This is a genomic window from Microbacterium sp. P03 (assembly GCF_043556235.1).
Taxonomy (GTDB): domain Bacteria; phylum Actinomycetota; class Actinomycetes; order Actinomycetales; family Microbacteriaceae; genus Microbacterium.
The window spans coordinates 1,042,728-1,064,274 of record NZ_JBIGIM010000001.1 but is presented as its reverse complement, the minus strand read 5'-3'; the positions used below and the strand labels follow the sequence as shown (position 1 = coordinate 1,064,274).

The 21,547-nt window shown below is 68.2% G+C and carries 30 protein-coding genes and 1 tRNA gene; 17 read left to right on the top strand and 14 right to left on the bottom strand.

Translation table 11 applies throughout. The features are described from left to right. Positions 1-2: 2 nt before the first annotated feature. The gene (otsB, locus tag ACFXOO_RS05165; protein WP_394562940.1) at positions 3-794 is read right to left on the bottom strand and encodes a trehalose-phosphatase; all 792 of its coding nucleotides are present in this window, start codon (positions 792-794) and stop codon (positions 3-5) included. After that, positions 791-2,215 (bottom strand): trehalose-6-phosphate synthase, encoded by a 1,425-nt coding sequence (locus ACFXOO_RS05160; protein WP_394562939.1) that lies wholly within the window; start codon positions 2,213-2,215, stop codon positions 791-793. Before ACFXOO_RS05160 ends, otsB begins: the two co-directional genes overlap by 4 nt. 178 nt (positions 2,216-2,393) lie before the next feature. Here ACFXOO_RS05160 and ACFXOO_RS05155 point away from each other — a divergent pair, with 178 nt between their 5' ends. Further along, positions 2,394-2,645: a hypothetical protein gene (locus ACFXOO_RS05155; RefSeq protein ID WP_378838926.1), complete on the top strand. Its 252-nt coding sequence runs from the start codon at positions 2,394-2,396 to the stop codon at positions 2,643-2,645. Between the two features lie 87 nt (positions 2,646-2,732). On the opposite strand, the gene ACFXOO_RS05150 is transcribed toward ACFXOO_RS05155, so the two are convergent. From ACFXOO_RS05150 to ACFXOO_RS05140, 3 genes are read right to left on the bottom strand one after another with little or no spacing between them, the layout of a single operon-like run. After that, positions 2,733-3,920 (bottom strand): acetyl-CoA C-acetyltransferase, encoded by a 1,188-nt coding sequence (locus tag ACFXOO_RS05150; protein WP_394562938.1) that lies wholly within the window; start codon positions 3,918-3,920, stop codon positions 2,733-2,735. A 9-nt stretch (positions 3,921-3,929) separates the two neighbouring features. Next, positions 3,930-4,586 carry a CoA transferase subunit B gene (locus ACFXOO_RS05145; RefSeq protein ID WP_378838921.1) on the bottom strand — a complete coding sequence of 219 codons (657 nt, stop codon included), beginning with the start codon at positions 4,584-4,586 and terminating at the stop codon, positions 3,930-3,932. A 1-nt stretch (position 4,587) separates the two neighbouring features. After that, complete coding sequence (locus tag ACFXOO_RS05140) at positions 4,588-5,361, bottom strand: CoA transferase subunit A (protein ID WP_378851317.1); 774 nt, start codon at positions 5,359-5,361, stop codon at positions 4,588-4,590. Between the two features lie 98 nt (positions 5,362-5,459). Between ACFXOO_RS05140 and ACFXOO_RS05135 the strand changes: the two genes are divergently transcribed. Further along, on the top strand, positions 5,460-6,272 hold the full coding sequence (locus ACFXOO_RS05135; protein WP_394562937.1) for an IclR family transcriptional regulator: 813 nt from the start codon (positions 5,460-5,462) through the stop codon (positions 6,270-6,272). On the opposite strand, the gene ACFXOO_RS05130 is transcribed toward ACFXOO_RS05135, so the two are convergent. Further along, positions 6,256-7,209, bottom strand: a complete 954-nt coding sequence (locus ACFXOO_RS05130) for an alpha/beta fold hydrolase (RefSeq protein WP_394562936.1) — start codon at positions 7,207-7,209, stop codon at positions 6,256-6,258. The two genes, ACFXOO_RS05135 and ACFXOO_RS05130, sit on opposite strands and share 17 nt — an antisense overlap. A gap of 78 nt (positions 7,210-7,287) precedes the next feature. Here ACFXOO_RS05130 and ACFXOO_RS05125 point away from each other — a divergent pair, with 78 nt between their 5' ends. Beyond that, entirely contained in the window at positions 7,288-7,722 is a 435-nt protein-coding gene (locus tag ACFXOO_RS05125) for a MarR family winged helix-turn-helix transcriptional regulator (RefSeq protein ID WP_394562935.1), read from the top strand. Next, entirely contained in the window at positions 7,719-8,969 is a 1,251-nt protein-coding gene (locus ACFXOO_RS05120) for an MFS transporter (protein ID WP_394562934.1), read from the top strand. The genes ACFXOO_RS05125 and ACFXOO_RS05120 overlap by 4 nt, the downstream gene beginning before the upstream one ends. 50 nt (positions 8,970-9,019) lie before the next feature. Here the strand turns inward: ACFXOO_RS05120 and ACFXOO_RS05115 are convergent, their stop codons facing one another. After that, a complete protein-coding gene (locus ACFXOO_RS05115; RefSeq protein WP_394562933.1) occupies positions 9,020-9,451 on the bottom strand; it encodes a nitroreductase/quinone reductase family protein in 432 nt (143 codons plus the stop codon). A gap of 69 nt (positions 9,452-9,520) precedes the next feature. Here ACFXOO_RS05115 and ACFXOO_RS05110 point away from each other — a divergent pair, with 69 nt between their 5' ends. Next, a complete protein-coding gene (locus ACFXOO_RS05110) occupies positions 9,521-9,670 on the top strand; it encodes a hypothetical protein (RefSeq protein WP_378850886.1) in 150 nt (49 codons plus the stop codon). Positions 9,671-9,724: 54 nt separating this feature from the next. Further along, positions 9,725-10,351, top strand: coding sequence for a Pr6Pr family membrane protein (locus tag ACFXOO_RS05105; RefSeq protein ID WP_394562932.1), 627 nt, complete (start codon positions 9,725-9,727; stop codon positions 10,349-10,351). Between the two features lie 94 nt (positions 10,352-10,445). Here ACFXOO_RS05105 and ACFXOO_RS05100 read toward each other — a convergent pair. Next, positions 10,446-10,521 (bottom strand) — tRNA-Lys (locus tag ACFXOO_RS05100). 93 nt (positions 10,522-10,614) lie between these two features. Here ACFXOO_RS05100 and ACFXOO_RS05095 point away from each other — a divergent pair. The 4 genes from ACFXOO_RS05095 to ACFXOO_RS05080 all read left to right on the top strand — a co-directional run bounded on the left by ACFXOO_RS05095 (position 10,615) and on the right by ACFXOO_RS05080 (position 13,694). Further along, positions 10,615-11,472, top strand: coding sequence for an inositol monophosphatase family protein (locus ACFXOO_RS05095; RefSeq protein ID WP_394562931.1), 858 nt, complete (start codon positions 10,615-10,617; stop codon positions 11,470-11,472). Beyond that, complete coding sequence (locus ACFXOO_RS05090; RefSeq protein WP_378850893.1) at positions 11,469-12,044, top strand: hypothetical protein; 576 nt, start codon at positions 11,469-11,471, stop codon at positions 12,042-12,044. The genes ACFXOO_RS05095 and ACFXOO_RS05090 overlap by 4 nt, the downstream gene beginning before the upstream one ends. Before the next feature lie 67 nt (positions 12,045-12,111). Then, on the top strand, positions 12,112-12,651 hold the full coding sequence (locus ACFXOO_RS05085; protein ID WP_378838899.1) for a YaeQ family protein: 540 nt from the start codon (positions 12,112-12,114) through the stop codon (positions 12,649-12,651). A gap of 107 nt (positions 12,652-12,758) precedes the next feature. Then, positions 12,759-13,694 carry a diacylglycerol/lipid kinase family protein gene (locus ACFXOO_RS05080; protein WP_378838897.1) on the top strand — a complete coding sequence of 312 codons (936 nt, stop codon included), beginning with the start codon at positions 12,759-12,761 and terminating at the stop codon, positions 13,692-13,694. A 69-nt stretch (positions 13,695-13,763) separates the two neighbouring features. Here the strand turns inward: ACFXOO_RS05080 and ACFXOO_RS05075 are convergent, their stop codons facing one another. Then, positions 13,764-13,928, bottom strand: coding sequence for a hypothetical protein (locus tag ACFXOO_RS05075; protein ID WP_378838895.1), 165 nt, complete (start codon positions 13,926-13,928; stop codon positions 13,764-13,766). A gap of 21 nt (positions 13,929-13,949) precedes the next feature. Then, on the bottom strand, positions 13,950-14,639 hold the full coding sequence (locus tag ACFXOO_RS05070; protein ID WP_378838892.1) for an HAD family hydrolase: 690 nt from the start codon (positions 14,637-14,639) through the stop codon (positions 13,950-13,952). Positions 14,640-14,782: 143 nt separating this feature from the next. Here ACFXOO_RS05070 and ACFXOO_RS05065 point away from each other — a divergent pair, with 143 nt between their 5' ends. Beyond that, positions 14,783-15,130: a hypothetical protein gene (locus tag ACFXOO_RS05065; protein WP_378838890.1), complete on the top strand. Its 348-nt coding sequence runs from the start codon at positions 14,783-14,785 to the stop codon at positions 15,128-15,130. Between the two features lie 97 nt (positions 15,131-15,227). Here the strand turns inward: ACFXOO_RS05065 and ACFXOO_RS05060 are convergent, their stop codons facing one another. Then, positions 15,228-15,536 (bottom strand): hypothetical protein, encoded by a 309-nt coding sequence (locus ACFXOO_RS05060; RefSeq protein WP_378838887.1) that lies wholly within the window; start codon positions 15,534-15,536, stop codon positions 15,228-15,230. Positions 15,537-15,689: 153 nt separating this feature from the next. Here ACFXOO_RS05060 and ACFXOO_RS05055 point away from each other — a divergent pair, with 153 nt between their 5' ends. The 3 genes from ACFXOO_RS05055 to ACFXOO_RS05045 are packed head-to-tail and all read left to right on the top strand — an operon-like array spanning position 15,690 to position 17,186. After that, positions 15,690-15,917 carry an RNA-binding S4 domain-containing protein gene (locus ACFXOO_RS05055; protein ID WP_378838885.1) on the top strand — a complete coding sequence of 76 codons (228 nt, stop codon included), beginning with the start codon at positions 15,690-15,692 and terminating at the stop codon, positions 15,915-15,917. Between the two features lie 55 nt (positions 15,918-15,972). Next, positions 15,973-16,452 (top strand): cupin domain-containing protein, encoded by a 480-nt coding sequence (locus ACFXOO_RS05050; protein WP_378838883.1) that lies wholly within the window; start codon positions 15,973-15,975, stop codon positions 16,450-16,452. Further along, a complete protein-coding gene (locus ACFXOO_RS05045) occupies positions 16,449-17,186 on the top strand; it encodes an alpha/beta hydrolase family protein (protein WP_378838880.1) in 738 nt (245 codons plus the stop codon). Before ACFXOO_RS05050 ends, ACFXOO_RS05045 begins: the two co-directional genes overlap by 4 nt. A gap of 49 nt (positions 17,187-17,235) precedes the next feature. Here ACFXOO_RS05045 and ACFXOO_RS05040 read toward each other — a convergent pair whose 3' ends face one another. Beyond that, positions 17,236-18,177, bottom strand: coding sequence for a hypothetical protein (locus tag ACFXOO_RS05040; RefSeq protein WP_378838878.1), 942 nt, complete (start codon positions 18,175-18,177; stop codon positions 17,236-17,238). 111 nt (positions 18,178-18,288) lie between these two features. Here ACFXOO_RS05040 and ACFXOO_RS05035 point away from each other — a divergent pair, with 111 nt between their 5' ends. Next, positions 18,289-18,912: a hypothetical protein gene (locus ACFXOO_RS05035; protein WP_378838876.1), complete on the top strand. Its 624-nt coding sequence runs from the start codon at positions 18,289-18,291 to the stop codon at positions 18,910-18,912. A 49-nt stretch (positions 18,913-18,961) separates the two neighbouring features. Here ACFXOO_RS05035 and ACFXOO_RS05030 read toward each other — a convergent pair whose 3' ends face one another. Continuing rightward, positions 18,962-19,273, bottom strand: coding sequence for a hypothetical protein (locus ACFXOO_RS05030; protein WP_378838873.1), 312 nt, complete (start codon positions 19,271-19,273; stop codon positions 18,962-18,964). A gap of 26 nt (positions 19,274-19,299) precedes the next feature. On the opposite strand from ACFXOO_RS05030, the gene ACFXOO_RS05025 reads away from it, so the two are divergent. Next, positions 19,300-19,887, top strand: coding sequence for a dihydrofolate reductase family protein (locus ACFXOO_RS05025; protein WP_378838870.1), 588 nt, complete (start codon positions 19,300-19,302; stop codon positions 19,885-19,887). Positions 19,888-19,967: 80 nt separating this feature from the next. Here the strand turns inward: ACFXOO_RS05025 and ACFXOO_RS05020 are convergent, their stop codons facing one another. After that, positions 19,968-20,423 (bottom strand): DUF6623 family protein, encoded by a 456-nt coding sequence (locus ACFXOO_RS05020; protein ID WP_378838868.1) that lies wholly within the window; start codon positions 20,421-20,423, stop codon positions 19,968-19,970. Positions 20,424-20,684: 261 nt separating this feature from the next. On the opposite strand from ACFXOO_RS05020, the gene ACFXOO_RS05015 reads away from it, so the two are divergent. Next, positions 20,685-21,461, top strand: coding sequence for an alpha/beta fold hydrolase (locus tag ACFXOO_RS05015; RefSeq protein ID WP_378838866.1), 777 nt, complete (start codon positions 20,685-20,687; stop codon positions 21,459-21,461). Positions 21,462-21,547 lie beyond the last annotated feature (86 nt).

Genomic DNA, 21,547 nt, shown 5'->3' with positions numbered 1-21,547 from the left:
GTCTATTCCCGGCGGGCGGCCCGCATCTCGGCCAACGCGGACAACACGGCGGCGAGTTCTTCGATGTCTGACACGCGCAGCGCGGCCGCCGTCTGCCCGCCGCCGACGCGGATGCCCAGGTCGTCCACCCGCAGCGCCTTCATCGCGTCTTCGTCCGTGATGTCGTCGCCCGCGAACAGCACGGCGGTCGCACTCAGCCTCTCGCGCAGAACAGCGACCGCGGCATCCTTCCCCTCCTGTCGGAAGGAGTACTCGACAATGTTGTGGCCGGTGCGGCGACGCCAATGCGGAGCGTGCTGGGCGACGAGCGCGTCGGCGTACTGCCACGCCCGCTCGCCGTCGTCGGCGCTCGCCGTGCGCGTGTGGATGCCGAATCCGTACGTCTTCGGCTCGACCCAGACACCCGGGAAACCTGCCAGCTCCCGTTCGGCGTCGTGACGCAGGGTGTCGCGGAGCTCTGTCTCACGCGCCTCTTCGGTCGGCGTCACGAGCCCCTCGCCGGGAATCCAGAACTCGGCGCCGTGGGAGCCGGCGAGCACGATCGCGCTGTCCTCCGTGTGCTCGGAGATCTGCTCGAGGTCCGACAGGCTGCGTCCCGACACCAGGGCGACGACCGTGTCGGGCAGCGTGAAGAGGGATTCGACGGCCGCGCGCGACTCCGGCAGCATCCGCGCCTTCATCGGCTCGTTCTCGAACGGCGCCAGCGTGCCGTCGAAGTCGAGCGCCACCAGCAGCACCGCAGTCTCGGCCAACGGGCGGAGGGTGTCGACGGTTTCAGGCGGGAGCGGGGTCATGCGTTACCTTTCGGGACGGGGTGCACGGCGGCCAGCGCCGACAGGAAGTCACGGGACCATGCGTCGACGTCGTGTTCGATGACCTTGCGACGGAGGGCGCGCATGCGTCGGCCCTGCTCGGCCGGGGCCATCTTCACCGCGCTCACGATGGTCTCCTTGAGCGTGTCGATGTCGTGGGGATTCACGCGCAGAGCCGTGCCGAGCTCGTCGGCGGCACCGGCGAACTCGCTCAGGATGAGGACACCGCGATTGTCGGTCCGCGTGGCCACATACTCCTTCGCGACCAGGTTCATGCCGTCGCGGAGAGCCGTGACCAGCATGACGTCGGCCGCGAGGAAGAGCGCGACCATCTCTTCGCGGGGATACCCCTGGTGCAGGTACCGGATCGCGGTGTGACCCATCGTGTCGCGGTCACCGTTGATGCGGCTGACCGTGAGTTCGATCTCATCCCGCAACTCGACGTAGGTCTGCACACGTTCGCGGCTCGGGCTCGCGACCTGGACGAGCGTGACGTCCTCGACCTTGAGGGTGCCGTCGGCCAGCAGTTCGCCGTATGCCTTCAGGCGGTGCTGTATGCCCTTGGTGTAGTCCAGGCGATCCACCCCGAGCAGGATCTTGGAGGGATTGCCGAGGCTCTCGCGGATCTCCGCCGCACGGGCACGCACGTCGGGGCGCTTCGCGAGCGCGACGTAGGACGCCGTGTCGATCGAGATGGGGAACGCCTTGGCCAGGGCGAGCCTCGAGCTGCCGTCCGCCTGCGGAACGCGGATGCCGGTCGCTTTGGTGTCGTAGCGAAGCTGGCGGCGCACGGCCCGCGCGAAGTTGCCGGCATCGGCGACGCGCTGGAAGCCGATCACGTCGGCGCCGAGGAGCCCCTCCAGGACCTGTCTGCGCCAGGGCAGCTGCGAATACAGCCCATATGCCGGGAACGGGATGTGGTGGAAGTAGCCGATCGTGACGTCGGGCCGAAGCTCCCTCACCATCTTCGGCACGAGCTGCAGCTGGTAGTCCTGAACCCAGACGGTGCCTCCCTCGGAGACGGCCGCGGCCGCGGCCTCGGCGAACCGCCGGTTGACCTTCACGTAGGCGTCCCACCACACGCGGCGGTATCGCGGCGACGCGATGACGTCGTGATAGAGGGGCCAGATCGTGTCGTTCGAGAACCCCTCGTAGTAGGAGGCGACTTCCTCTTCCGAGAGCGCCACCGGCACCAGCCACGTGCCGCCGAACTCGAACGGCTCGACTTCGAGGTCCGCTTGTCCGGGCCACCCCACCCACGCGCCGTCGGACTTCTTCATCACGGGGTCGAGTGCCGTCACGAGTCCGCCGGGAGAGGGACGCCAACCGGGTTCACCGTTCGGCCCGTCCACCCGATCGACGGGAAGGCGATTGGCGACGACGACGAAATTTGCCTCAGGCACGGGACCTCCTGGTAGCGGGCGTCAGCCAAGGCTACAGCGGCGACGAGACCGGCTCCCGACGAGACCGATCCGGGCGAGGCATCCGTCATGACCCGTCGTCGGGTTCCGCCCACGCGGACCCCCGCGCGGCCTCTGTCAAGGGCCACGCGCCGGCGCTTGCGCCCGCTAACGTGGTGCCATGCGTAAGTACCTCTTCGGAACCGGCATCATGGGCGCGGTCGTCAGTGGCGTCACCCTGCTGCGCGGAGCGCGCGACACCGAGTTCACCTGGCGCGAGGCACTGGCCTGGCTGAGCTGGGCCATCACTTTCGCGCTCGCGGTCGGAGCCATCGTCGACACGCGGCGGGCCTCGCGCGGTCACCGCGTCTCGGCTGACTCGCCGGTCTCCGGCAAAGAAGACAAGCTGTTGAAGAAGCGCCTCCGCGCGTAGGAGCGCGTGCGGGAGGTCGAGCCTGAACGCACGGAAACCGCCGGACGCGCTCCGGTCGGCATGCCGTACGCCGGGCGCCTCACCCTGTCAACGGGTGAGGATCAGCGCGTCGCCCTGTCCCCCGCCGCCGCAGAGACCGACGGCCGCGACACCGCTTCCCCGGCGCACCAGTTCATGCACGGCGTGGACGATGAGCCGATTGCCCGAAGCGCCGATCGGGTGGCCGATCGCGATTCCGCCGCCGTGGATGTTCACGACGTCGTCCGAGAGTCCGAGCTCGCGTTGCGAGCGTTCGACCACCGCGCCGAACGCCTCATTGATCTCGACGAAATCGAGATCGGATGCCCCGATCCCCTGCTTCGCGAGCGCCTTCGCGATCGCGCGGGCCGGTTGCGCGTGCAGCGAGTTGTCGGGTCCGGCGACCTGACCGGAAGCGCCGACCGCCGCGAGGACCGTCCAGCCCTTCTCGTCGGCGTGGGACCGAGAGGTCACGACCACCGCAGACGCGCCGTCTGAGATGGGCGACGAGCTGGCCGCGGTGATGGTGCCCCCCTCGGCGAAAGCCGGCCGCAGTCTGGCGAGAGTCTCGATCGTGGTCTCGGGGCGCACGCCTTCGTCGGCCCGCACGACGACGGGTTCCCCGCGCTTCTGCGGCACCTCGACGGTGACGAGCTCCGCGTCGAAGACACCCGCCTCCTGCGCGGCGGCCGCCCGCTGATGCGATCGGGCCGCCACCGCATCCTGCTGCTCCCTCGTGATCTCGTACTTCTCGTTCAGCCGCTCGGTCGACGCGCCCATGCTGACACCGTCGTACGCGTCTGTCAGGCCGTCCAGAGCCATGTGATCGAGCACTTCGACAGAGCCGTACTGCCAGCCGTTGCGCGATCCCATGAGCAGATGGGGAGCCTGGGTCATCGACTCCATGCCGGCCGCGACAACCGTCGTGGCATCCCCCACCCGGACCATCCGGGCAGCGTCGATGACGGCCGTCAGCCCCGACAGGCACACCTTGTTGACGCTGTGTGCGGGGACGTCCCAGCCGATGCCCGCGTTGATCGCGGACTGGCGCGCCGCATTCTGGCCCGAGCCGGCGGCCAGCACCTGGCCGACGATGACGGCGTCGACGTCTGCAGGGGAGATGCCGCCCTGCGCGAGTGCGCCGCTGATCGCGAATCCTCCGAGCTGCGGGGCGCTGAACGACGCGAGCTGCCCCTTGAGCTTGCCCTGCGGGGTGCGGGCCGCCGCCACGATGACGATGTCGTCGGTGATGTCCATGATTACCTCCTACGCCTGGCGCGCGAGCAGCGCGGGCGAGATCGTGAGCGGCGGCTCTGTCGCGGCGACCACGGACTCCACCGTGACACCGGGCGCCGTCTCGACCAGCACCAGCCCGGCGTCTGTGACGTCGATCACCGCGAGATCGGTGATGATGCGATCGACCACACCGCGTCCTGTCAGCGGCAGCGAGCATTCGTGCACGATCTTGGCCGATCCGTCACGGGCCACATGCTCCATCAGCACGATCACGCGCGCCGCGCCGTGGACGAGGTCCATCGCACCGCCCGGGCCCTTGACCATCTTGCCGGGGATCATCCAGTTCGCGAGGTCGCCCGAGGCCGAGACCTGCATCGCCCCGAGGATCGCCGCGTCGATCTTGCCACCACGGATCATCCCGAAGCTGGTCGCAGAGTCGAAGAACGCCGCGCCCGGAAGCACCGTGACGGTCTCCTTGCCCGCGTTGATGAGGTCGGGGTCCACGGCGTCATCGGTCGGGTAGGGCCCGACCCCGAGGATGCCGTTCTCCGATTGCAGCACCACGGTGGCACCGTCGGGCACGTAGTTGGGCACCAGGGTCGGCAGACCGATTCCGAGGTTCACGTACGAGCCGTCGGTGAGCTCCGCAGCGGCGCGCGCCGCCATCTCATTACGCGTGAGTGGCATGTCAGTGTCCTTCCGGGGTCACGGTGCGACGCTCGATGCGCTTCTCGATGTCGCTGCCCACCTCGATGATCCGGTGCACGTAAATGCCGGGAAGATGCACGTCGTCGGGATCGAGCTCCCCCGGTTCGACCAGTTCTTCGACCTGCGCGATGCAGACCCGTCCTGCCATCGCGGCCAGCGGATTGAAGTTGCGGGCGGACTTGTTGAAGATCAGATTGCCGTGACGATCGCCCCGCAGGGCGTGCACGAGCGAGAAGTCCGTCACGATCGCTTCTTCGAGCACGTACTCGTGAGACGAGCCGCCGATGTCGAAGACGCGGACGTCCTTGACCGGTGACGCCACAGCCACGCCCCCCTGACCGTCGTAACGGCGAGGCAGTCCGCCTTCGGCCACCTGCGTCCCGACCCCGGTCTGCGTGTAGAACGCTCCGATTCCCGCGCCGCCGGCGCGCAGTTTCTCGGCGAGGGTCCCCTGCGGGGTCAGCTCGAGTTCGAGCTCCCCTGAGAGGAACTGCCGCTCGAACTCCTTGTTCTCCCCCACGTACGACGACGTCATCTTGCGGATCCGTTTCGCATTCAGCAGGACGCCGAGCCCCCAGTCGTCGACGCCGCAGTTGTTGCTCACGATGCTGAGGTCGGACGTGCCCTGCGCGAGCAGAGCCTCGATCAGCTGGGTCGGGTTGCCGGAGAGCCCGAAGCCTCCGACGGCGAGGGAAGCTCCGTCGGGGATGTCCGCGACGGCTTTCGACGCTGAGTCGATGGTCTTGTCGATCACTTGCACTCCCTCGTGTCCGGCGTGGCGCTGTCTGCCGGTGATGACGCCCACCCCAGCATCATCCGTGGTGCAAGCCGCGCCGAATCCTCGTCTGCCATATGGAAGTGAGGGGCGCTATCGTCCATATTGTGAACACTGCGAGCGTGCCCGGTGCGCAGTCCGTCGCGCGCGCGGCCCGGCTCCTCCGGCTGGTGACCGCCGGCGGTGAGAGCGGCGTGACGGCCGGCGAACTGTCGCGCTCGGCCGACCTCACCCGCCCGACGGCGCATCGCCTGCTCACCGCCCTCGCCCACGAGGGCCTGGTCGATCAGGACGCGACGACGGGACGGTGGATGCCGGGCCCCGAGCTCTACCTGATGGGCACGGTGGCCGCGGGGCGCTATGACATCACCGCCGTCGCCCGTGATGTCGTGCGATCGCTCGCGGTGCGCACGGAGGAGAGCGCTTTTCTGTCGGTCCGGCGCGGCGACGAGACCGTCTGCCTCCTGCGAGAGGAGGGCAGCTTCCCCATTCGCTCCTTCGTCCTGTCGGAAGGTGTGCGGTTCCCGCTGGGCGTGGCATCCGCGGGTCTGGCGATTCTGGCCTTCCTCCCGCCACAGGATGTGGACGACTACTTCCGCCGACACCCGCAGCTGTCCGACACGTGGGGGCCGTCGCACGGCGAGGCCCGACTGCGCACGCGCTTGAGGGAGACGACGGAGCGGGGCGCTGCCCTCAATCCCGGCTTGATCGTCGAGGGCAGTTTCGGGTTGGGTGCGGCGGTGTTCTCCCGCGACGGTCGCCCGCAGTGGGCGCTGAGCCTCACGGGTGTGCAGTTCCGGTTCGGACCCGATCGACTCCCCGAGCTCACGCGCACTCTGCTGGCGCATGCCCACGAACTGTCCGGACGCATCGCTACGGCTCGCCGCTGACGCGCTCCTGCCCGAGCTCGCGGCGCACGGTCGTCGCCACGGCGGCGGCCCCCCGCGCCGACATCACCACGGTGTAGTGGTTGAGGTCGTCGAGCCGGCGATGGCGCACGCCGGGCGACGCCGCCAGGACGCGGGCGAGATGCTTCGGGGCGTACAGCCCGGGGACCTGGTCCTGCAGGCCGCGCGGAACGGTGAGCAGGATCGCCGGATGCCGCAGCCCCGCGACCGCGTCGGGCAGATCCTGACCGGTGTTCAAGTCGAGGGTGTCATCGGCCGTCGTGGCGTAGCTCGTCGCCGGCTTGAGCCTGCCCCCGCCGTCGTCCTCGAGGTCGTAGGCGAAGTATCTCTCGAGCTCGGGCGTCCACGCTCCCGCGAACGCCGGGTGGGAGCGCCAGAATCCGAGGTACTCCGCGACGTCGGCGAATCGCATCGACAGTCGCGCGGCGGTTGGACCCAGGATCGATGAGACGAGTGCGTCGGTGTCCATCCCGACCGGGACGTCCAACGGCAGACCGCCGTCCACCAGCACGATTCTCGACACCCGATCCGCGTGGCGGTGCGCGAAGACGAGGGCGACGAAGGCCCCCATGGAGTGGCCGACGACGAGGGTGCGTTCCACGTCCATCGCATCGAGGACCGCGGCGATGTCGGCCGCGTGAGCCCGCATCCCGACCGGCGCGCCGAGCCGATTGCTGCGGCCTCGACCGCGCAGGTCCGGCGCGATGATGCGCACACCGGGAAGGAACTCGACGACGAACTGCCACGCGAGGTGCGAGGCGGTCACCCCGTGCACGAGAAGCGCATCGGCGAAAGGTTCTTGCACCGGATCCCACACCCCGACGTGAAGGTCACCGCCCGCCACCGCGACATCCATCGTCCGATACGTGTGGGTGACGGGCCCTTCCGGATCGGGCTCGCGAAGACCGGGTTCGCTCATGAACAGATCATCACGCCTGAGCTTCGCCCTGTCGATGCCGGGCCATCTCGAAGCATACCCGGGGTATATACTTAGGGTATGAGTAAAGCCGAAGACCTCGAACGGATCGTGGTCGCCGCGCACGCACTGACCCGCATCGCCGCGATCGAAACGAGGAACGAGGCGCCCGCCGCCCAGTGGCGCACCCTGAGCATCCTTCGCACCGAGGGACCCCTGCGCCTGGGAGAGCTGGCCCGCGAGAGTCGAGTGACGCAGCCCGGTATGACACGGCTCGTCACGCAGCTGCACGAAGCCGGGCTCGTCGAGCGCGTCGAGGATCCGTCGGACTCGCGCGCCACGGTCGTGTCTGCGACCGCTGCCGGTCTCCGCGCCCTCGACGCGTGGCTCGTGCAGCTGAGCAGCGCGCTCGCGCCGCGTTTCGCTGACCTCGACGACGACGATTGGGCAGCCCTGTCGCGCGCCGCGACGATCCTCGCGACACGAACGTCGATGACGATGGAGGCCTCCCGATGACCCGCACCGCAGGCGCGGCGCCGACCTCCCACACCCGCACGTCACCGTGGCGTCAGCCGCCACAGGTGTGGGCCGTCGCGTTCGCCAGTGTCGTCGCGTTCATGGGCATCGGCCTCGTCGACCCGATCCTCCCTGCGATCGCGGATTCGCTGCAGGCGTCGCCCGTGCAGACCGAGCTGCTCTTCACCAGCTACCTCGTCGTGACCGGCCTCGCCATGTTCGTCACCAGCTGGATCTCCAGCCGCATCGGCGCCAAGCGGACCCTCCTCATCGGCCTGGCCGTGATCGTCGCGTTCGCGCTGTTCTGCGCCCTCAGCGGCAGCGTCGATGCCATCATCGGCTTCCGCGCGGGATGGGGGCTCGGCAACGCGCTGTTCATCTCCACCGCGCTCGCGACGATCGTCGGCGCGGCCTCCGGCGGGAGCGGAGCAGCCATCGTCCTTTACGAAGCGGCGCTCGGCCTCGGAATCGCCATCGGCCCACTCCTGGGCGGTCTGCTCGGCGAAATAAGCTGGCGCGGTCCCTTCTTCGGCGTCGTCGTGCTCATGGCCATCGCCTTCGTCGCGGTCGCCGTCCTGCTCCGCGGCACGGAAGAGAAGCGCACGCCCGTCGCCTTCTCGGCTCCCTTCCGCGCCCTCGCGCAGCCCGCGCTGGCGCTCCTCGCCGTGACCGCGCTCTTCTACAACATCGGTTTCTTCGTCCTCCTGGCGTTCTCGCCGTTCCCGTTGGGCTTCGGCGCCATGGGCATCGGCTTCACCTTCTTCGGGTGGGGGCTCGCGCTCGCGATAACGAGCGTCTGGGTCGCGCCGGCCCTGGTCCGTCGCATGCCGCGGACGACCGTCATCCTGATCGTGCTCCCGCTGCTCGCCCTCGACCTGCTCGCCGCAGCCGTCTTCGTCACGAACGCCGCCGCACTTGTGGCGTGCATCGTCGCCGGCGGCCTGCTGCTCGGCATCATGAACACCGTGCTGACCGAATCCGTGATGGAGGCGACCGACCTTCCGCGCTCCGTCGCGTCGTCGGCGTATTCGGCCGTGCGCTTCCTCGGTGGCGCGGCAGCCCCGCCGATCGCCGCGCTGCTCTGGCACGCCTACGGGCCGAGCGTGCCCTACGTCTTCGCCGCGGCATCCGTCCTCGTCGCCGCGCTGACGATTCTGCTCGGCCGTCGTGCACTGGCGCGCATCGACGTCAGAGAAGCGGATGCCGCGGACGAGGCGGCGTCCGTGCTGATCGGTGACGCTGCCTGAGCTGTCGGATCGTGCGCGGCAACCTGAGGGGTCGGCTGAGTGCCGGCTCCTCAGCCGAGGGGCTCCAGCGACACCAGGGGGATCTCGCGGGTCGTCTTGCGCTGGTACCCGGCGTAGTGCGGGAAGACGTCGACGATGCGGTTCCAGGCCTCGGCCCGTTCCGCGCCACCGAGGATGCGCGCCCGCATCGGCACTGCACTTCTGCGTTTGCGCGCCACCTGCACGAGCGGCTGATCGCGAAGGTTGAGGAACCAGGCCGGGTGCCTGTCGTCGCCGCCGCGGGAGGCGACGATCACGTAGCCCCCGTTCTCGGCCAACGGCGCCGTGAGCATGCTCGTGCGCGCCTCACCGCTTCTGCGCCCCGTGGTGGTGAGTTCGATGACGGGCATCCCCGCCAGATCCCATCCGAACCGGCCGCGCGTCACCGCGATCGCGCCCCGATGGACGGCGTTCATGAATTTCATCGAGAGCGTGGTGGGCATGGGGCCACACTACGTCGGGCGGTCGGACGCGCGGGCGGTCGCGGTCACCGCAGCGGGGTGATGTGCCCCATGAGGGAAGGTCGCGAGGACGGCCCGCTCGATGTCGAGGTGAGCCGCCACGAGCTGCGGCGGCACATGAGCGAGCCCGTCCCGGGCTCGAGGGTCACCTGTGCGACCGAGACCGTGAAGTCCGGCGTGCCGAACGAGGCATCCGAGTGACGAACGTCGTGCGTCGTGGACCGTCGAGGGTGCGCCGCTCAGTATCCTGAGCCGATGAGACAGACAGCCGCCCTCGTCCTCCGCCTCGTGATGGCAGCCGCGTCGCTCGCCGGTGTCGTGACGCAGTTCGTGATCGCCGTCCAGATCGACTTCGGCGTCGTGAACTTCTTCAGCTACTTCACGACCCTGAGCAATCTGTTCGCCAGCATCGTGTTCCTCGTCGGCGCCGCCCAGATCATCCGCAAGAAGCCGGCCGGCCCGCGCTGGGACGCCGTGCGCGGGTCATCGGTCGTCTACATGGCGTTCGTCGGCATCGTCTTCAACACGCTCCTCGCGGGTGCGGACGTGGGGCCCCTGCTGCCCTGGACGAACGTCGTGCACCACATGCTGATGCCCCTCGCCGTGGTGATCGACTGGCTGCTGCTGCCGCCTCGCACGCGACTCTCGCTCCGGACCGCGTTCGTCTGGATTCTGGTTCCCGTCGTCTACACCGTCTACTCGGTCGTGCGTGGCGCGATCACCGGTTTCTACTGCTATCCGTTCTTCAACCCGGCTGCGGTCGGCGGCTACGGCGGTGTCGCCCTGTACTGCGTCGTGCTGCTGATCGGCTTCATCGTGCTGGCGCTCGTCATCCGCGCCGTCGGGAATGCGATGAGTCGCCGCTCCGTGCCCGTGCGGTGAGATCACGGCGGTCGCTCTCCGCGAGGCGAGAACCGCCTCCCCTCGGGAAAAAAAGAACCGCCTCTCCTCGTGTGAGACGAGGAGAGGCGGCCGGTGGTGCACCCCCTGGGACTTGAACCCAGAACCCATTGATTAAGAGTCAATTGCTCTGCCGATTGAGCTAGAGGTGCCTGGTCCGCGACAGGCGAACCGAGGGTAAACGTTACCATCACGATCGGCCCCACCGCCAATCGAGGCGGGGCCCGCCCGGTATTCTGAAGCGTGTGACGCTCCCCCCGCCGCCCGAAGCTTCCGAGCCCCCGACGCTCGTCGACGACCTGGCGCTCGCGTTGCGCTTGGCCGATGCGGCCGACGCGGTATCGATGGAGCGCTTCGATGCTCCCGACCTCGATGTCCGCCTCAAGCCGGACGCCTCGCACGTGACCGAAGCGGACCTTTCGACCGAACAGGCGATCCGAGGAATCCTCGAGAGTGAACGCCCCCACGACGGCGTCTTCGGCGAGGAGTTCGGGTCGGCCGGCGACACCCACCGGCAGTGGATCATCGACCCGATCGACGGAACGGCGAACTATCTCAAGGGCATCCCGATGTGGGCGACGCTGATCGCGCTTGCCGTGGACGGCGTGCCTCAGGTCGGCGTGGTCAGTCAGCCGGCGATCGGACGACGCTGGTGGGCGGCCATCGGCCATGGTGCATGGACCAACCGCCCCGGCGGCGACCCCCGACGGCTGGCCGTATCGACGGTGGACTCGATCGCGGACGCGAGCGCCAGCTTCCAAAGCATCGGCCAATGGCGAGAAGCGGGCGAACTCGACGCGCTCGACCGACTCACGGGCGCGGTGTGGCGCGATCGTGGCTACGGGGATGCGTGGCCGTACATGCTCCTCGCGGAGGGGAGACTCGAACTCGTGGCCGAGTTCGGGGTCAAGGAATACGACATCGCCTCGCACGTTCCGATCATCTCCGAGGCGGGCGGGCGCCTCACCGCGTACGACGGCAGCGAGTCGATCTCGTCGCTGTCCTCGCTCGCGACGAACGGGGTGCTGCACGACGATTTCCTGCGGCTGCTGCATCCGGAATCCCCGAAGTCCCGCCCGCTCACATCGGAGCCTTCGCGATGACCCGTCCGCTCGCCCGCTGGGGCGCCACGCTGCTGGTCGCCGCCAGCGTCTTCGCGTTCACCGCGTGCTCCTCGTCGGAGACCCCGACGACGCTGTCCACCGAATCACCGAGCCCCAATGCGACGTCACCCGAACCGACGCCGTCGGGCTCTGGTGCGAACGAGCCGGTCGGAGACCCGACCTGCGAGACGCTCATTCCGGCCGACACGGTGACCGTGTTCACTGAATCCGGTCTCACCCCCGTCCCGGGTCCGTTCATCCTGGGCGGCGAGGAGCTCGCGGACGGCCTGCAGTGCAAGTGGGGCAACGCGGCGCAGCCGAGCGATCACGTGCAGGTCTTCGGGTGGGCGCCGATCACCGAGGATCTGGCGGAAGACGCCATCACCGACCTCGTCGCGCAGGGGTGGCGAGAAGTGCAGGAGGGCGACGCCCGCTATGTCACCGCCGGTCAGGGCATGATCATGGAGGCCGACGACCAGGGCTTCGGCTCGACCTACCAGTTCGGGGACGGCTGGGTCAGCTTCGCCGACACGAAGCAGGGACTGCTGCTCGTCACCTGGCCGACACCCTGACCCGCAAGCTCGCCGTCGGCTCCCCGCTGGCAGGGGCGTGAGCCATGACCGCGTAGGCTCGGACGCTATGGCTCTCGGCGCGACGATGTACACGTTCACCGTTCAGTTGGCCGATGTCGACCGAGGCGTCTACGACGAGCTGTCGCTGCGGGTCGCGCGGCATCCTTCCGAGACTGCGGCGTACATGCTGACGCGCGTTCTCGCGTACTGCCTGGAGTTCGAGGAGGGCATCGCGTTCAGCGAGGGACTCTCGAACACCGACGAGCCCCCCGTGGTCGTGCGCGACCTCACAGGCAAGCTCACGGCCTGGATCGAGGTGGGCGCGCCGGATGCTGCGCGCCTGCATTCCGGAAGCATGCAGTCCGAGCGCACGGTCGTGTACACGCACCGGGATCCCGCCAAGGTGTCGGCTCCCTGGGCAGGTAAGCGCATCCATCGCGGGGAGGAGATCGTGCTGCACAGCTTCGACGCCGCCTTCGTCGATGCCGCGGCCGCTGCCCTCGAGCGCCGCAACGCCCTCACCGTCTCCGTGACGGAGCGCCACCTCTACCTCGAGCTCAACGGCACGACCCTGAGCACGGACATCCTCAGCCGTCCGGTCTCCTGAGCACCGCGACGACCACGATGACCTGCGCGGTCGCCGCGCGCAAGGGGGTTCGCGGAGTCTGCGGGGTCACGCGAAAATGAGACCACATCAACGAAAGTAGAACCTCCATGAGCCACATCGCGATCATCTGGAATCCCACGAAGACCGAGAAGGAGACGCTGGAGGCGGCCGCCGCCGCCGCGCTCAGCAGCCAGACTCATGAGGTCACCTACTGGGAGACCGCGAAGGAGGACCCTGGCCAGGGCGCGGCGGGCCGGGCTCTGGACGCCGGTGCCGACCTTCTGATCGTGGCCGGAGGAGACGGCACGGTGCGGGCGGTGGCCGAACACCTGGCCGCGGTCTCGGCGACCGCGGAGATGGGGATCGTTCCGCTCGGGACCGGGAATCTGCTCGCGCGCAACCTCGACGTGCCGATCAACGATCTCCCGGCGGCGATGGATCGCGCTCTCACCGCCGAGGCTCGCGCGGTGGATGTGGGCTGGGTGGATGTCGACCTGCAGTCCGGCTCTGAGCGCCATGCCTTCGTCGTGCTCATCGGTTTCGGCATCGACGCCCACATGATCGCGGAGACGAACGAAGACCTCAAGGACAAGGCCGGCTGGCTCGCGTATGTCGAGTCGCTCGGCCGCGCGCTCCAGGCCAGTGAGGTCGTGCCGTTCAACATCACCGTGGACGGACACCCCGGCAAAGACGAAGAGGGTCACACGCTGATGATCGCGAACTGCGGCACCCTGCAGGGCGGGTTCACCCTCCTTCCGGACGCCGATCCGTCGGACGGTGAGCTGGACTACCTCGTGCTGAGTGCTGAGGGCTTCGGCGAGTGGGCGGGGACGGTGAAGACGATGATGTGGGACAACGGCCTGAAGAAGCTGCTCACGAAGTCGGACGAGACGAAGGACAGCGAAACCGTGAGCCACGGCCGCGCGAAGAAACTCACGGTCACATTGCCGGAGGAACGCGCCTTCGAGATCGATGGCGAGGAGATCGGCGAGACGAAGAACTTCACGGTTACGATCCAGCCCTCGGCCATTCGGGTCCGCTAGGGGGACTGCGCTCGCGAGGGCTGCGGCATCTTCCGCCACCGCCCTCGCGAGGACCGTCGGGTGAAGGTCCTACTCGCTGGGCTTGCCCTTGCCCACCACGGCGTCTTCTGCGCTGGACATGGCGTTGGCGCCCTCTTCGGGTGACTCCGAGCCGGCATCGGCAGCCGAGTCATCGGTGGTGGTCTGGGAGTCGTTGTCGTCCGGCGTCGGCGTCGTGTCGTTGCTGTCGTTCATGGTCGTCCTTTCGTTGGTGGATCAGGTCGATGGCCGCTGGCGGGAGACCGGGCTGTCATCGAGATGTTCGAGCAGATCGGCGACGTCGTTGTACACCGCCACCGCACCGGCATCCATGAGTTCACCCGCACCGTACCCGCCGCTCAGGACGCCGATGCAGGACAGACCCGCGCGGCGGGCGGCCTCGACGTCCCACACCGAGTCGCCCACCATGACCGCGCGATCGGCGGGCACTCCGGCACGCTCGAGAGCGATTTCGACGATGCCGGGGTCGGGTTTGGCCACCGCGACATCTTCTCCCGACGTCACGACGTCGATGTCTTCTTCGACCTGAAGCAGGCCGCGCAGCATCTTCAGCTCGCTTTCGGGTGCGGAGGTGGCGAGGACCACCGTGACGCCGCGCTCCGACAGGGCACTCAGCAGTTCCCGCGCCCCGCGGATCGTCCGGAGACGATTGCTCGACTTCTCGTACAGTCGACTGTGCTCGCTGGTGACATCGTCGCTGATGTCGTCCGCGGCGTCCCCTGCGAGGCGTTCGATCAGTTTCCCCGAGTCCATGCCGATCGCCCGGTGGATCCGCCAGACGTCGACGGGGTGACCGGCAGCGGTGAACGCGCGGTCCCACGCGTCGATGTGCAGGTAGTTCGAGTCGACGAGAGTGCCGTCGATGTCGAGCAGGACGGCGAGGGCGCCGGACGTGTTCTCAGCCATGCGCTCAGCTAACTCCACCGAGGCCGCGGAGGCGGAGGGGCTGGCGCATCGCGATGGAGTGTGCTGACCATCGAGGCTGTCAAGCCCCGTGCCGCACGCGGCTCTCGTGAGGAGGATGGTGCAGGCAACCTAGGAGGTCGACCATGACTGACAACACGACACCGAACGCTCACCACAGTGACGACGCCCGAGCCGACGACGGCCCGCCGACGGACGCCTTCACCGACGAGGTGCGCGCCGACTCCGCTGCGGACGAGGAGCCGATGGTGTCCGCCGCTGAGCCGAGCGACGCCGATGCGGAGGTGCAGCCGACGCCTCAGCAGCCCGCGGATGTCACGCGGCAGAGCGGCGCCGACGAGCCCGCCGCGGACGATGCCCCGGTCGACCCGACCGTCGTCGAGGAAGACCCGGCGGACGGTGTCGCACCCGACGAGGCCGACATCCCGACGCTCAACCAGAATGACGGCGGAACGGTCGAGCCGCCGGACTGATCCTGAGACCTCGGGGATTCGTCTGGCCGCCGCGCTCCTCGCTCCGAGATCCTGATCCCGGTCTCCGAGCGCGCACACCGAGACGAAGCGCGCGACCTCAGATGCCCGGGGTGCCGAAGCCGGAAGACCCGGGCTGAGTGAACGGGCCCTGGTCTCTGCGAAGCCGCCGCTCCTCCGCCAGGTCGTTCATGTCTCCGGTGTTCTCGCCGACGCGACGAACGCGGCGCACCCACAGCGCCGCGATCCCCGCCACGATGAGGCCCGCGACGAGGCCGATCACCACGCTCTGCGTGACGAACCCGGCGACCACGCCCACGACGACACCGCCGGCGGCGACCACCGCCAACGCGAGGATCCGGCTGGGCCGAGGTGCGGGCTGCTTCCCTGCGCGCGTGTTCTCATCCATCCCCCCACGCTACGTCGGCATTCACGGTGACACCACCGGCCCGCCTCGACGAACACACACGCGGGCGCCCCCCTTCGGTCTGGCCGGGATCCGCGATGGGGACCGGCCTGTGATGACGACCGACCCGTGTCCCATGGCGGCTAGCATTTCGGCATGACGACCTCGGGTGCGATCGACGATGTACCGATCGGCGGCGACAGCATCCGCCTCGGGCAGTTCCTCAAGTTCGCCGGTCTCCTGGACTCGGGCGGAGATGTGAAGGAGGCCATCATCGACGGCTACGTCTCCGTGAACGGTGACATCGATCGCCGTCGGGGTCGGCAGCTGCAGGTCGGCGACATCGTGGGTCTCGATGGACGCAGGTTCCGCGTCTGCGAGTGAGGCGGAGCCGTGGCTCTGCCACACTGACAGCACCACACCCGACAAGAGGAACACGATGACGAATTCCGAAGAGATCATTCTGGGCGACCTGCCCGCCGGTATCGTGCGCGCCGACGAGGCGTTCGGCGGCCGCGTGTGGAACGTTCTCGGACATACCTACACGACCAAGATCGAGAGCGCATCGACCTACTCATGGCTTTCGCTGGACCCCGCCGGAACCGGTGTGCCCCCACACGTGCACCCCACACAGGATGAGTTCATCTACGTCTTCGAGGGTGTCTACACCCTCTACCTCGACGGCCGATGGACCACGGCAGGACCCGGCGACCTCGTGCAGATGCCTCGCAACCTGCCCCACGCGTACTACAACAAGCAGGACTCGACCGCGAAGTCTCTGTTCTGGGTCTCCCCCGGCGGCAAGCTTGCGAATCTGTTCAGCCTGCTGCACAACGTCACCGATCCGGCCGAGGTCGTCCGGCTCTCAGCCCTGAACGGCGTGGATTTCCTCCCTGAAGGGGCGGTCGAAGGGGCGTGACCGCGGTCGAGGGCGACCTCGCCGCACCTGGACGAATCCTCCGCTATGGCCGGTCCGACGACCAGTGGGTCGAGGTGTCGTACCCGACCGGGAACGTCCGCGGGATCGCCGTGCTCATCCACGGCGGCTATTGGCGCACCCCGTTCACGGCCGAGCTCATGCGGCCGCTCGTGCCTTCCTTCCTGGCACGCGGCTGGGTCGTCGCGAACGTCGAGTACCGACGTGGCGACGACGGCTGGGCGGCCATGGGCGAGGATCTCTCCGGCGCGATGTCATCGGCGAGATCCTTGGCGCCGACGGCCCGCGTGGCGATCATCGGACACTCCGTGGGAGGACAACTGGCGCTGCTCGCCGGGCACACGGGCGACGCCGTCATCGCGCTCGCGCCCGTGTCGGACGTGACACGCGGATATCAGGAGGGGATCGGCGACGGTGCGGTGGCCGAGTTCTTCCGCGACTCCCCCGCCGTGCGCCCCGACCTCTACGCGGCTGCCTCCCCTCTCGCCCACCTCCCGCCTCCCGCCGAAGTGCTCGTCGTGCACGGACGGGATGACGCCCGCGTCCCTTTCGCGCACACGCGCGACTACGTCGAGGCGGCACGGGCAGCAGGCGGCGACGTCGATCTCATCGAGCTGACGAGACTCTCGCACATGGACGCGATCGCCCCGGGAGCACCCCACTGGCCCGCCGTGCACGCGTGGCTCGACGAGCGTCAGCCGCCGCCCATTCCGTAGTTGTCCGCGGGCGGAGGATCCGTCGAACGTGTCCGCGCGAACGGCGGACTCACCCTTGGCCCGGACCGAACCCGCACCACTCCGACACCCAGCGGAGAATCTCGCCGCGAATCTGCTCGGATGCCGCGACCTCGACGACACCTGAAATGCCGTCGACCTCGACACCGACGTTGAAGACGCTGCCCCGTTTGTCTTCCATGACCGCGTGCGGATCGCATCGCAGTGGGAGCAAGGGGACGGTCAGGCGCGTCTCACCGTCGTCCAGCGGCAAGGCGATACCCAGGGGGAAGGGTGCGGGGAGATCGCCGAACTGCAAGAGGTTCGTCGTCTCGATCCGGGTCAGCTGACCGGTGCCACCGCCGTCGTCGGCCGACGTGACCGCGAGCTCCAATCGAGCGGGAGCCGGCGGTTCGGACGCGGTGAACGACGCCCACTTCAGGACCGCGAGCTGGGCCAGATCGTGCCGCAGGCACTCCTTCTCGTGAACGAGCTCGGTGAAGCCCAGCGGGTCGGCGACATCGACCGTCGCGGCGCGTGATGGTCCGGGGGCTGTGCCCCCCACGGTGAACTCGACGGTCACGCGGCTGGTGCGGTCCGCGGCATCCGGCTCGTCGTCGCACGCGGATTCCGCCAGCGCGATACGCAGGTCGACCGTTCGGCCCGCCGCGATCATGCTTGTTCGCTCGCGCACACTGGGTGCGATGAACCAGTCGTCGACGAAGGTGATGCGGCTCACCACGAGATCGTCGGCTGAGTCGTTCACGATCCGCACCTGGGCGCCCCGGTCTGCCACATCCGAGCGCAGCTGGTAGAGCTCGACGTCGATGCCGGCCGGCAGTTCGCCGGCCGTCGCGCTCTGCACCGGCGCGGGGGCGCCGAGCGGTGCGCATGCGGTCAGGGCAACGGCCAGCACGGACACTGCCACGCTCGAAAGGGCGGCGCGGTGCCCGGCGCAGCGTCCGAGGCCACGTTCCACCGCCTGGTCCGTCATGCAGCGAGGCTACGGCCTTCTCGCAGACTCCGTGAGCGGATCGGCGGTAGCGACAGGTTTCCGCTCACGAGAAGATGAGGTATCACCTGACCGATGGTGGAGAGGGCCGAGATGCGCAGCGACCAGCCGATACCGGGAAACCCCTGGCCGCACGACATGCTGATCAGCGTCGATGAGCCGTACGCGCTCACCTATCTCCTCTTCGTCCGACACGGGTGGCGCCTGGACATCACCGAACTCCCCGACGTCGACCCGGTACCGGCGACGGGCACATCACATCGGCCACCGGCGGTGGATCCGACCGACGCGGTCGCGCAATGGCGCAGCGAGTGGTCTCGTGCTCTGACGCAGTTCGAGCCGCTCGACCGCACTGTGCGCGAACCGGACGAGGAGACGGCGCGCCTGCTCCGCGAGCTGCCCGATGAGCATCTCTTGGAAGCCTTCTCCACGATGCCGTCGACCTACTGGGCTGACGGGACCGACCGTGACGCGTTCAACGCGTGGTCCATGAGCCTGCACGACGACCATTCGCTACCGCTTGCCGAGCATCCGGAGCGGCGCTGCCTCGATGCGCTCGTACCGGCGTGGCGAACCGGTCTGACGACGGTCATTCAGCTGCCCTACGCCGGCTACTTCGCGGAGCGTGTGAATGCGGCCACCCTCGTCGTCTCCCGCGTGACACGCCACGACCCTGATCAGTACCGACTCGCGCTCGCCACGCGGTCGCCGGGCTGACCCACGTGGCAGGTATTCGTCGTCCGCCTTGTGCAGGGATGACGGATGCTTATTCGGCGAGGTAGCCGGTAGCCGGATCGATCGATGAGAGAAAGGATCGCGCGTGAGCGCGCGCCTCTTCTGCGGTGGGCGGCGCACCATCCGATCGGCGCGTGGCGAACCCGTAGCCTGCGTTCGGTCCGCTGACCCAGGAGAACTGAATTGAGCCATCCTGGTTGTGCACATCGAACGTTTCGCCGTCGACGACGATCCGGAACAGTTCGATCACCGGGTCATGATCGCACGCCTCGGGGCCGTTTCGCTCGAACTTCCCGAGCGGGAAGCGTGCTGGCTGGTTCCCCGCTGCGAAACTGATGATCACCCCGGCCGGCACTTCGAAAGGAACGCATGCGCAAGCTCGTCTATTACGTTGCGACCACTCTCGACGGATTCATCGCCGGACCGGACGCCGGCGACCCGAGCGGCCAAGAGTACTTTCCCGTCACCCCTGATCTCATGCGTTTCATCGTCGGGAACTATCCCGAGACCCTCCCGGGGCCCGCCAGGCAGGCGCTCCGCATCGAGGGTCCCCCGCTCGTCTTCGACACCGTCGTGGAGGGGCGCCATTCGTATGAGATCGGGCTCGCCGCCGGCCTGACCAACGCATACCCACACCTCCGGCACATCGTCTTCTCACGGTCCATGGCTGTCAGCCCGGACAGAGGCGTCGAAATCGTGAACTCCGATCCGGCTCAGTTCGCACGGGAACTGAAGAGGGAGCCGGGCAAAGACATCTGGCTCGTCGGAGGCGGAAAGATCGCCGCCGCGCTCCTGCCCGAGATCGACCGACTCGTCCTCAAGCAGAACCCCTTCCTCATCGGCTCAGGCGTGCCCCTCGTGGACGGCCCGTTCGCTTCGACCCGCTTCGAACCGGTCGACGAGGTCCAACTGGACAGTGGCGTTCGCGTCGTGACCTACGACCGCCGAGCTCCGTAGCCCGCACGACGGACGACGGACGACGGTCGAGCGTCCGCGGAACGATCGACGTGCGTGTGCCGGTCGCAGAGTCGACCCGACTAGGCAGAGAAATCGGCGCCGGCGCTCGCGAGGATGAACCGCGTCGTGATCCGGGTGTCGAAGCCGATCGCGGCCTGGACACGGAAAGTGATACCCATGCCGAACGCCACGGTATGCGCGGCAGCGAGATCGAAGGTGTTCATGCCGTCGAGGATCGTCCGATGCTCGCCCTCAGCGTGCAGCCCGCTGATCTCCTGCACCTTGCCCGAGCCGTCGTAGATGTGCACGTCCCTGATCTCGCAGGACTCAGCCTTGAACAGCAGAAAGAATCGCTGAACCATGGTGCGCTTGTCGGCGACGATGACGGGCGTCGGCAGCGGGATGTGCAACCAACTCGCTTTGCCGGGAACGAACGCCAGATCTCGGCCCCATCCATAGTGACCGTCGCCTTCGAGTGCGGACGGATCCTCCACCGTCAACGCGTTCCCGTGGATCCAGCTTGCGTGAAGTGCCATTTTTCCCCCTCAGATCGATCCCTCATCTCTGAGAGAGCGTTCCGTTCGAATTGATACGCGCCGCCTGCATCAATCTTTGGCTTGCGGCCCTGACGGTACGTGATGGGCACTGCCAAGACGGAGCCGTCGGCACCGAGCCTGTCGCATTCGCTCTCACTGTCGACTCCGGCTACCCGTCGGAAAGGCGCGTCGCGATCGCGCCGAACCGAATTGATATCGGTCGGGGTTGTGGGGCCGCGGCCGCCGTGCTTTGGTGTCGGGATGGACTTCGCGACTTCCGCAGACGGTTCCTCGATCGCGTACTGGCAGGAGGGTGACGGACCTGCCGTCGTGATCGTCAATGGGGCGATGTCGCGGGCATCGGATGCCGCCGCTCTTGCTGCGGCCCTCGCCGCGGCGGGTTTCCGCGCCGTCACCTGGGACAGACGCGCGCGGGGCGATAGTGGCGACGCGCGACATTCGGTTCCGGAGCGCGAGGTCGAAGACCTCCGGGCGGTGATCGACGTCATCGGCGGTGACGCTGCGGTACTGGGACACTCATCCGGTGCGGTGCTGGCGCTCTTGGCGGCGTCGACCGGCGCGCCCATCTCGGCCCTCTTCCTGTCGGAGCCGCCGTTCCGTTTCGGTCAGGGTGAACCGGCCGACGACCTGCCGGAGCGACTTCAGGCGCTCGTTGACGAGGGTCGCCCCGAAGATGCCGTCACGACCTTCCAGCTCGAGGGGGTGGGCCTGCCCGAGCGGATGGTCGAGCAGATCCGGGCGAGCGACACGTTCGCCGCGATCGTCCCGCTCGCGCAGTCGACCGTGTACGACGCAACCCTCACTCGGCAGGTCTCCACACCGACACCTGCCATGCTTTCGGTGTCGCAGCCCGTCGTCGTGCTGCGCGGCGAGCAGACCTTCCCGATGCTCGTCGCGGCCTCCGATCGCATCGCCGACGAGATCGATCACGCTGAACTCGTCATCGTGCCGGAGTCGGTGATGCACCGACCCGATCCCGCGGCCACCGCCCGGGTGATCGCGACGCACCTGCGGTAGCCGGTTCGCATCACGTTCGGGGCGGGCTGGCGGTCCATCGCCCTCACCGACCCGTTCATGAAACCTTGGCCTGCCCCGAGGCTCCT

Coding starts and splice junctions, on each gene's coding strand:
- ACFXOO_RS05145 (WP_378838921.1), bottom strand. CDS start 4,586: ATGCCACTCACGCGTAATGAGATGGCGGCGCGCGCCGCTGCGGAGCTC.
- ACFXOO_RS05125 (WP_394562935.1), top strand. CDS start 7,288: ATGAGTAAAGCCGAAGACCTCGAACGGATCGTGGTCGCCGCGCACGCA.
- ACFXOO_RS05035 (WP_378838876.1), top strand. CDS start 18,289: ATGCGCAGCGACCAGCCGATACCGGGAAACCCCTGGCCGCACGACATG.
- ACFXOO_RS05130 (WP_394562936.1), bottom strand. CDS start 7,209: ATGAGCGAACCCGGTCTTCGCGAGCCCGATCCGGAAGGGCCCGTCACC.
- ACFXOO_RS05115 (WP_394562933.1), bottom strand. CDS start 9,451: ATGCCCACCACGCTCTCGATGAAATTCATGAACGCCGTCCATCGGGGC.
- ACFXOO_RS05040 (WP_378838878.1), bottom strand. CDS start 18,177: ATGACGGACCAGGCGGTGGAACGTGGCCTCGGACGCTGCGCCGGGCAC.
- otsB (WP_394562940.1), bottom strand. CDS start 794: ATGACCCCGCTCCCGCCTGAAACCGTCGACACCCTCCGCCCGTTGGCC.
- ACFXOO_RS05150 (WP_394562938.1), bottom strand. CDS start 3,920: ATGGACATCACCGACGACATCGTCATCGTGGCGGCGGCCCGCACCCCG.
- ACFXOO_RS05135 (WP_394562937.1), top strand. CDS start 5,460: ATGGAAGTGAGGGGCGCTATCGTCCATATTGTGAACACTGCGAGCGTG.
- ACFXOO_RS05065 (WP_378838890.1), top strand. CDS start 14,783: ATGACTGACAACACGACACCGAACGCTCACCACAGTGACGACGCCCGA.
- ACFXOO_RS05075 (WP_378838895.1), bottom strand. CDS start 13,928: ATGAACGACAGCAACGACACGACGCCGACGCCGGACGACAACGACTCC.
- ACFXOO_RS05085 (WP_378838899.1), top strand. CDS start 12,112: ATGGCTCTCGGCGCGACGATGTACACGTTCACCGTTCAGTTGGCCGAT.
- ACFXOO_RS05015 (WP_378838866.1), top strand. CDS start 20,685: ATGGACTTCGCGACTTCCGCAGACGGTTCCTCGATCGCGTACTGGCAG.
- ACFXOO_RS05155 (WP_378838926.1), top strand. CDS start 2,394: ATGCGTAAGTACCTCTTCGGAACCGGCATCATGGGCGCGGTCGTCAGT.
- ACFXOO_RS05120 (WP_394562934.1), top strand. CDS start 7,719: ATGACCCGCACCGCAGGCGCGGCGCCGACCTCCCACACCCGCACGTCA.
- ACFXOO_RS05020 (WP_378838868.1), bottom strand. CDS start 20,423: ATGGCACTTCACGCAAGCTGGATCCACGGGAACGCGTTGACGGTGGAG.
- ACFXOO_RS05080 (WP_378838897.1), top strand. CDS start 12,759: ATGAGCCACATCGCGATCATCTGGAATCCCACGAAGACCGAGAAGGAG.
- ACFXOO_RS05025 (WP_378838870.1), top strand. CDS start 19,300: ATGCGCAAGCTCGTCTATTACGTTGCGACCACTCTCGACGGATTCATC.
- ACFXOO_RS05090 (WP_378850893.1), top strand. CDS start 11,469: ATGACCCGTCCGCTCGCCCGCTGGGGCGCCACGCTGCTGGTCGCCGCC.
- ACFXOO_RS05105 (WP_394562932.1), top strand. CDS start 9,725: ATGAGACAGACAGCCGCCCTCGTCCTCCGCCTCGTGATGGCAGCCGCG.
- ACFXOO_RS05055 (WP_378838885.1), top strand. CDS start 15,690: ATGACGACCTCGGGTGCGATCGACGATGTACCGATCGGCGGCGACAGC.
- ACFXOO_RS05060 (WP_378838887.1), bottom strand. CDS start 15,536: ATGGATGAGAACACGCGCGCAGGGAAGCAGCCCGCACCTCGGCCCAGC.
- ACFXOO_RS05070 (WP_378838892.1), bottom strand. CDS start 14,639: ATGGCTGAGAACACGTCCGGCGCCCTCGCCGTCCTGCTCGACATCGAC.
- ACFXOO_RS05050 (WP_378838883.1), top strand. CDS start 15,973: ATGACGAATTCCGAAGAGATCATTCTGGGCGACCTGCCCGCCGGTATC.
- ACFXOO_RS05110 (WP_378850886.1), top strand. CDS start 9,521: ATGAGGGAAGGTCGCGAGGACGGCCCGCTCGATGTCGAGGTGAGCCGC.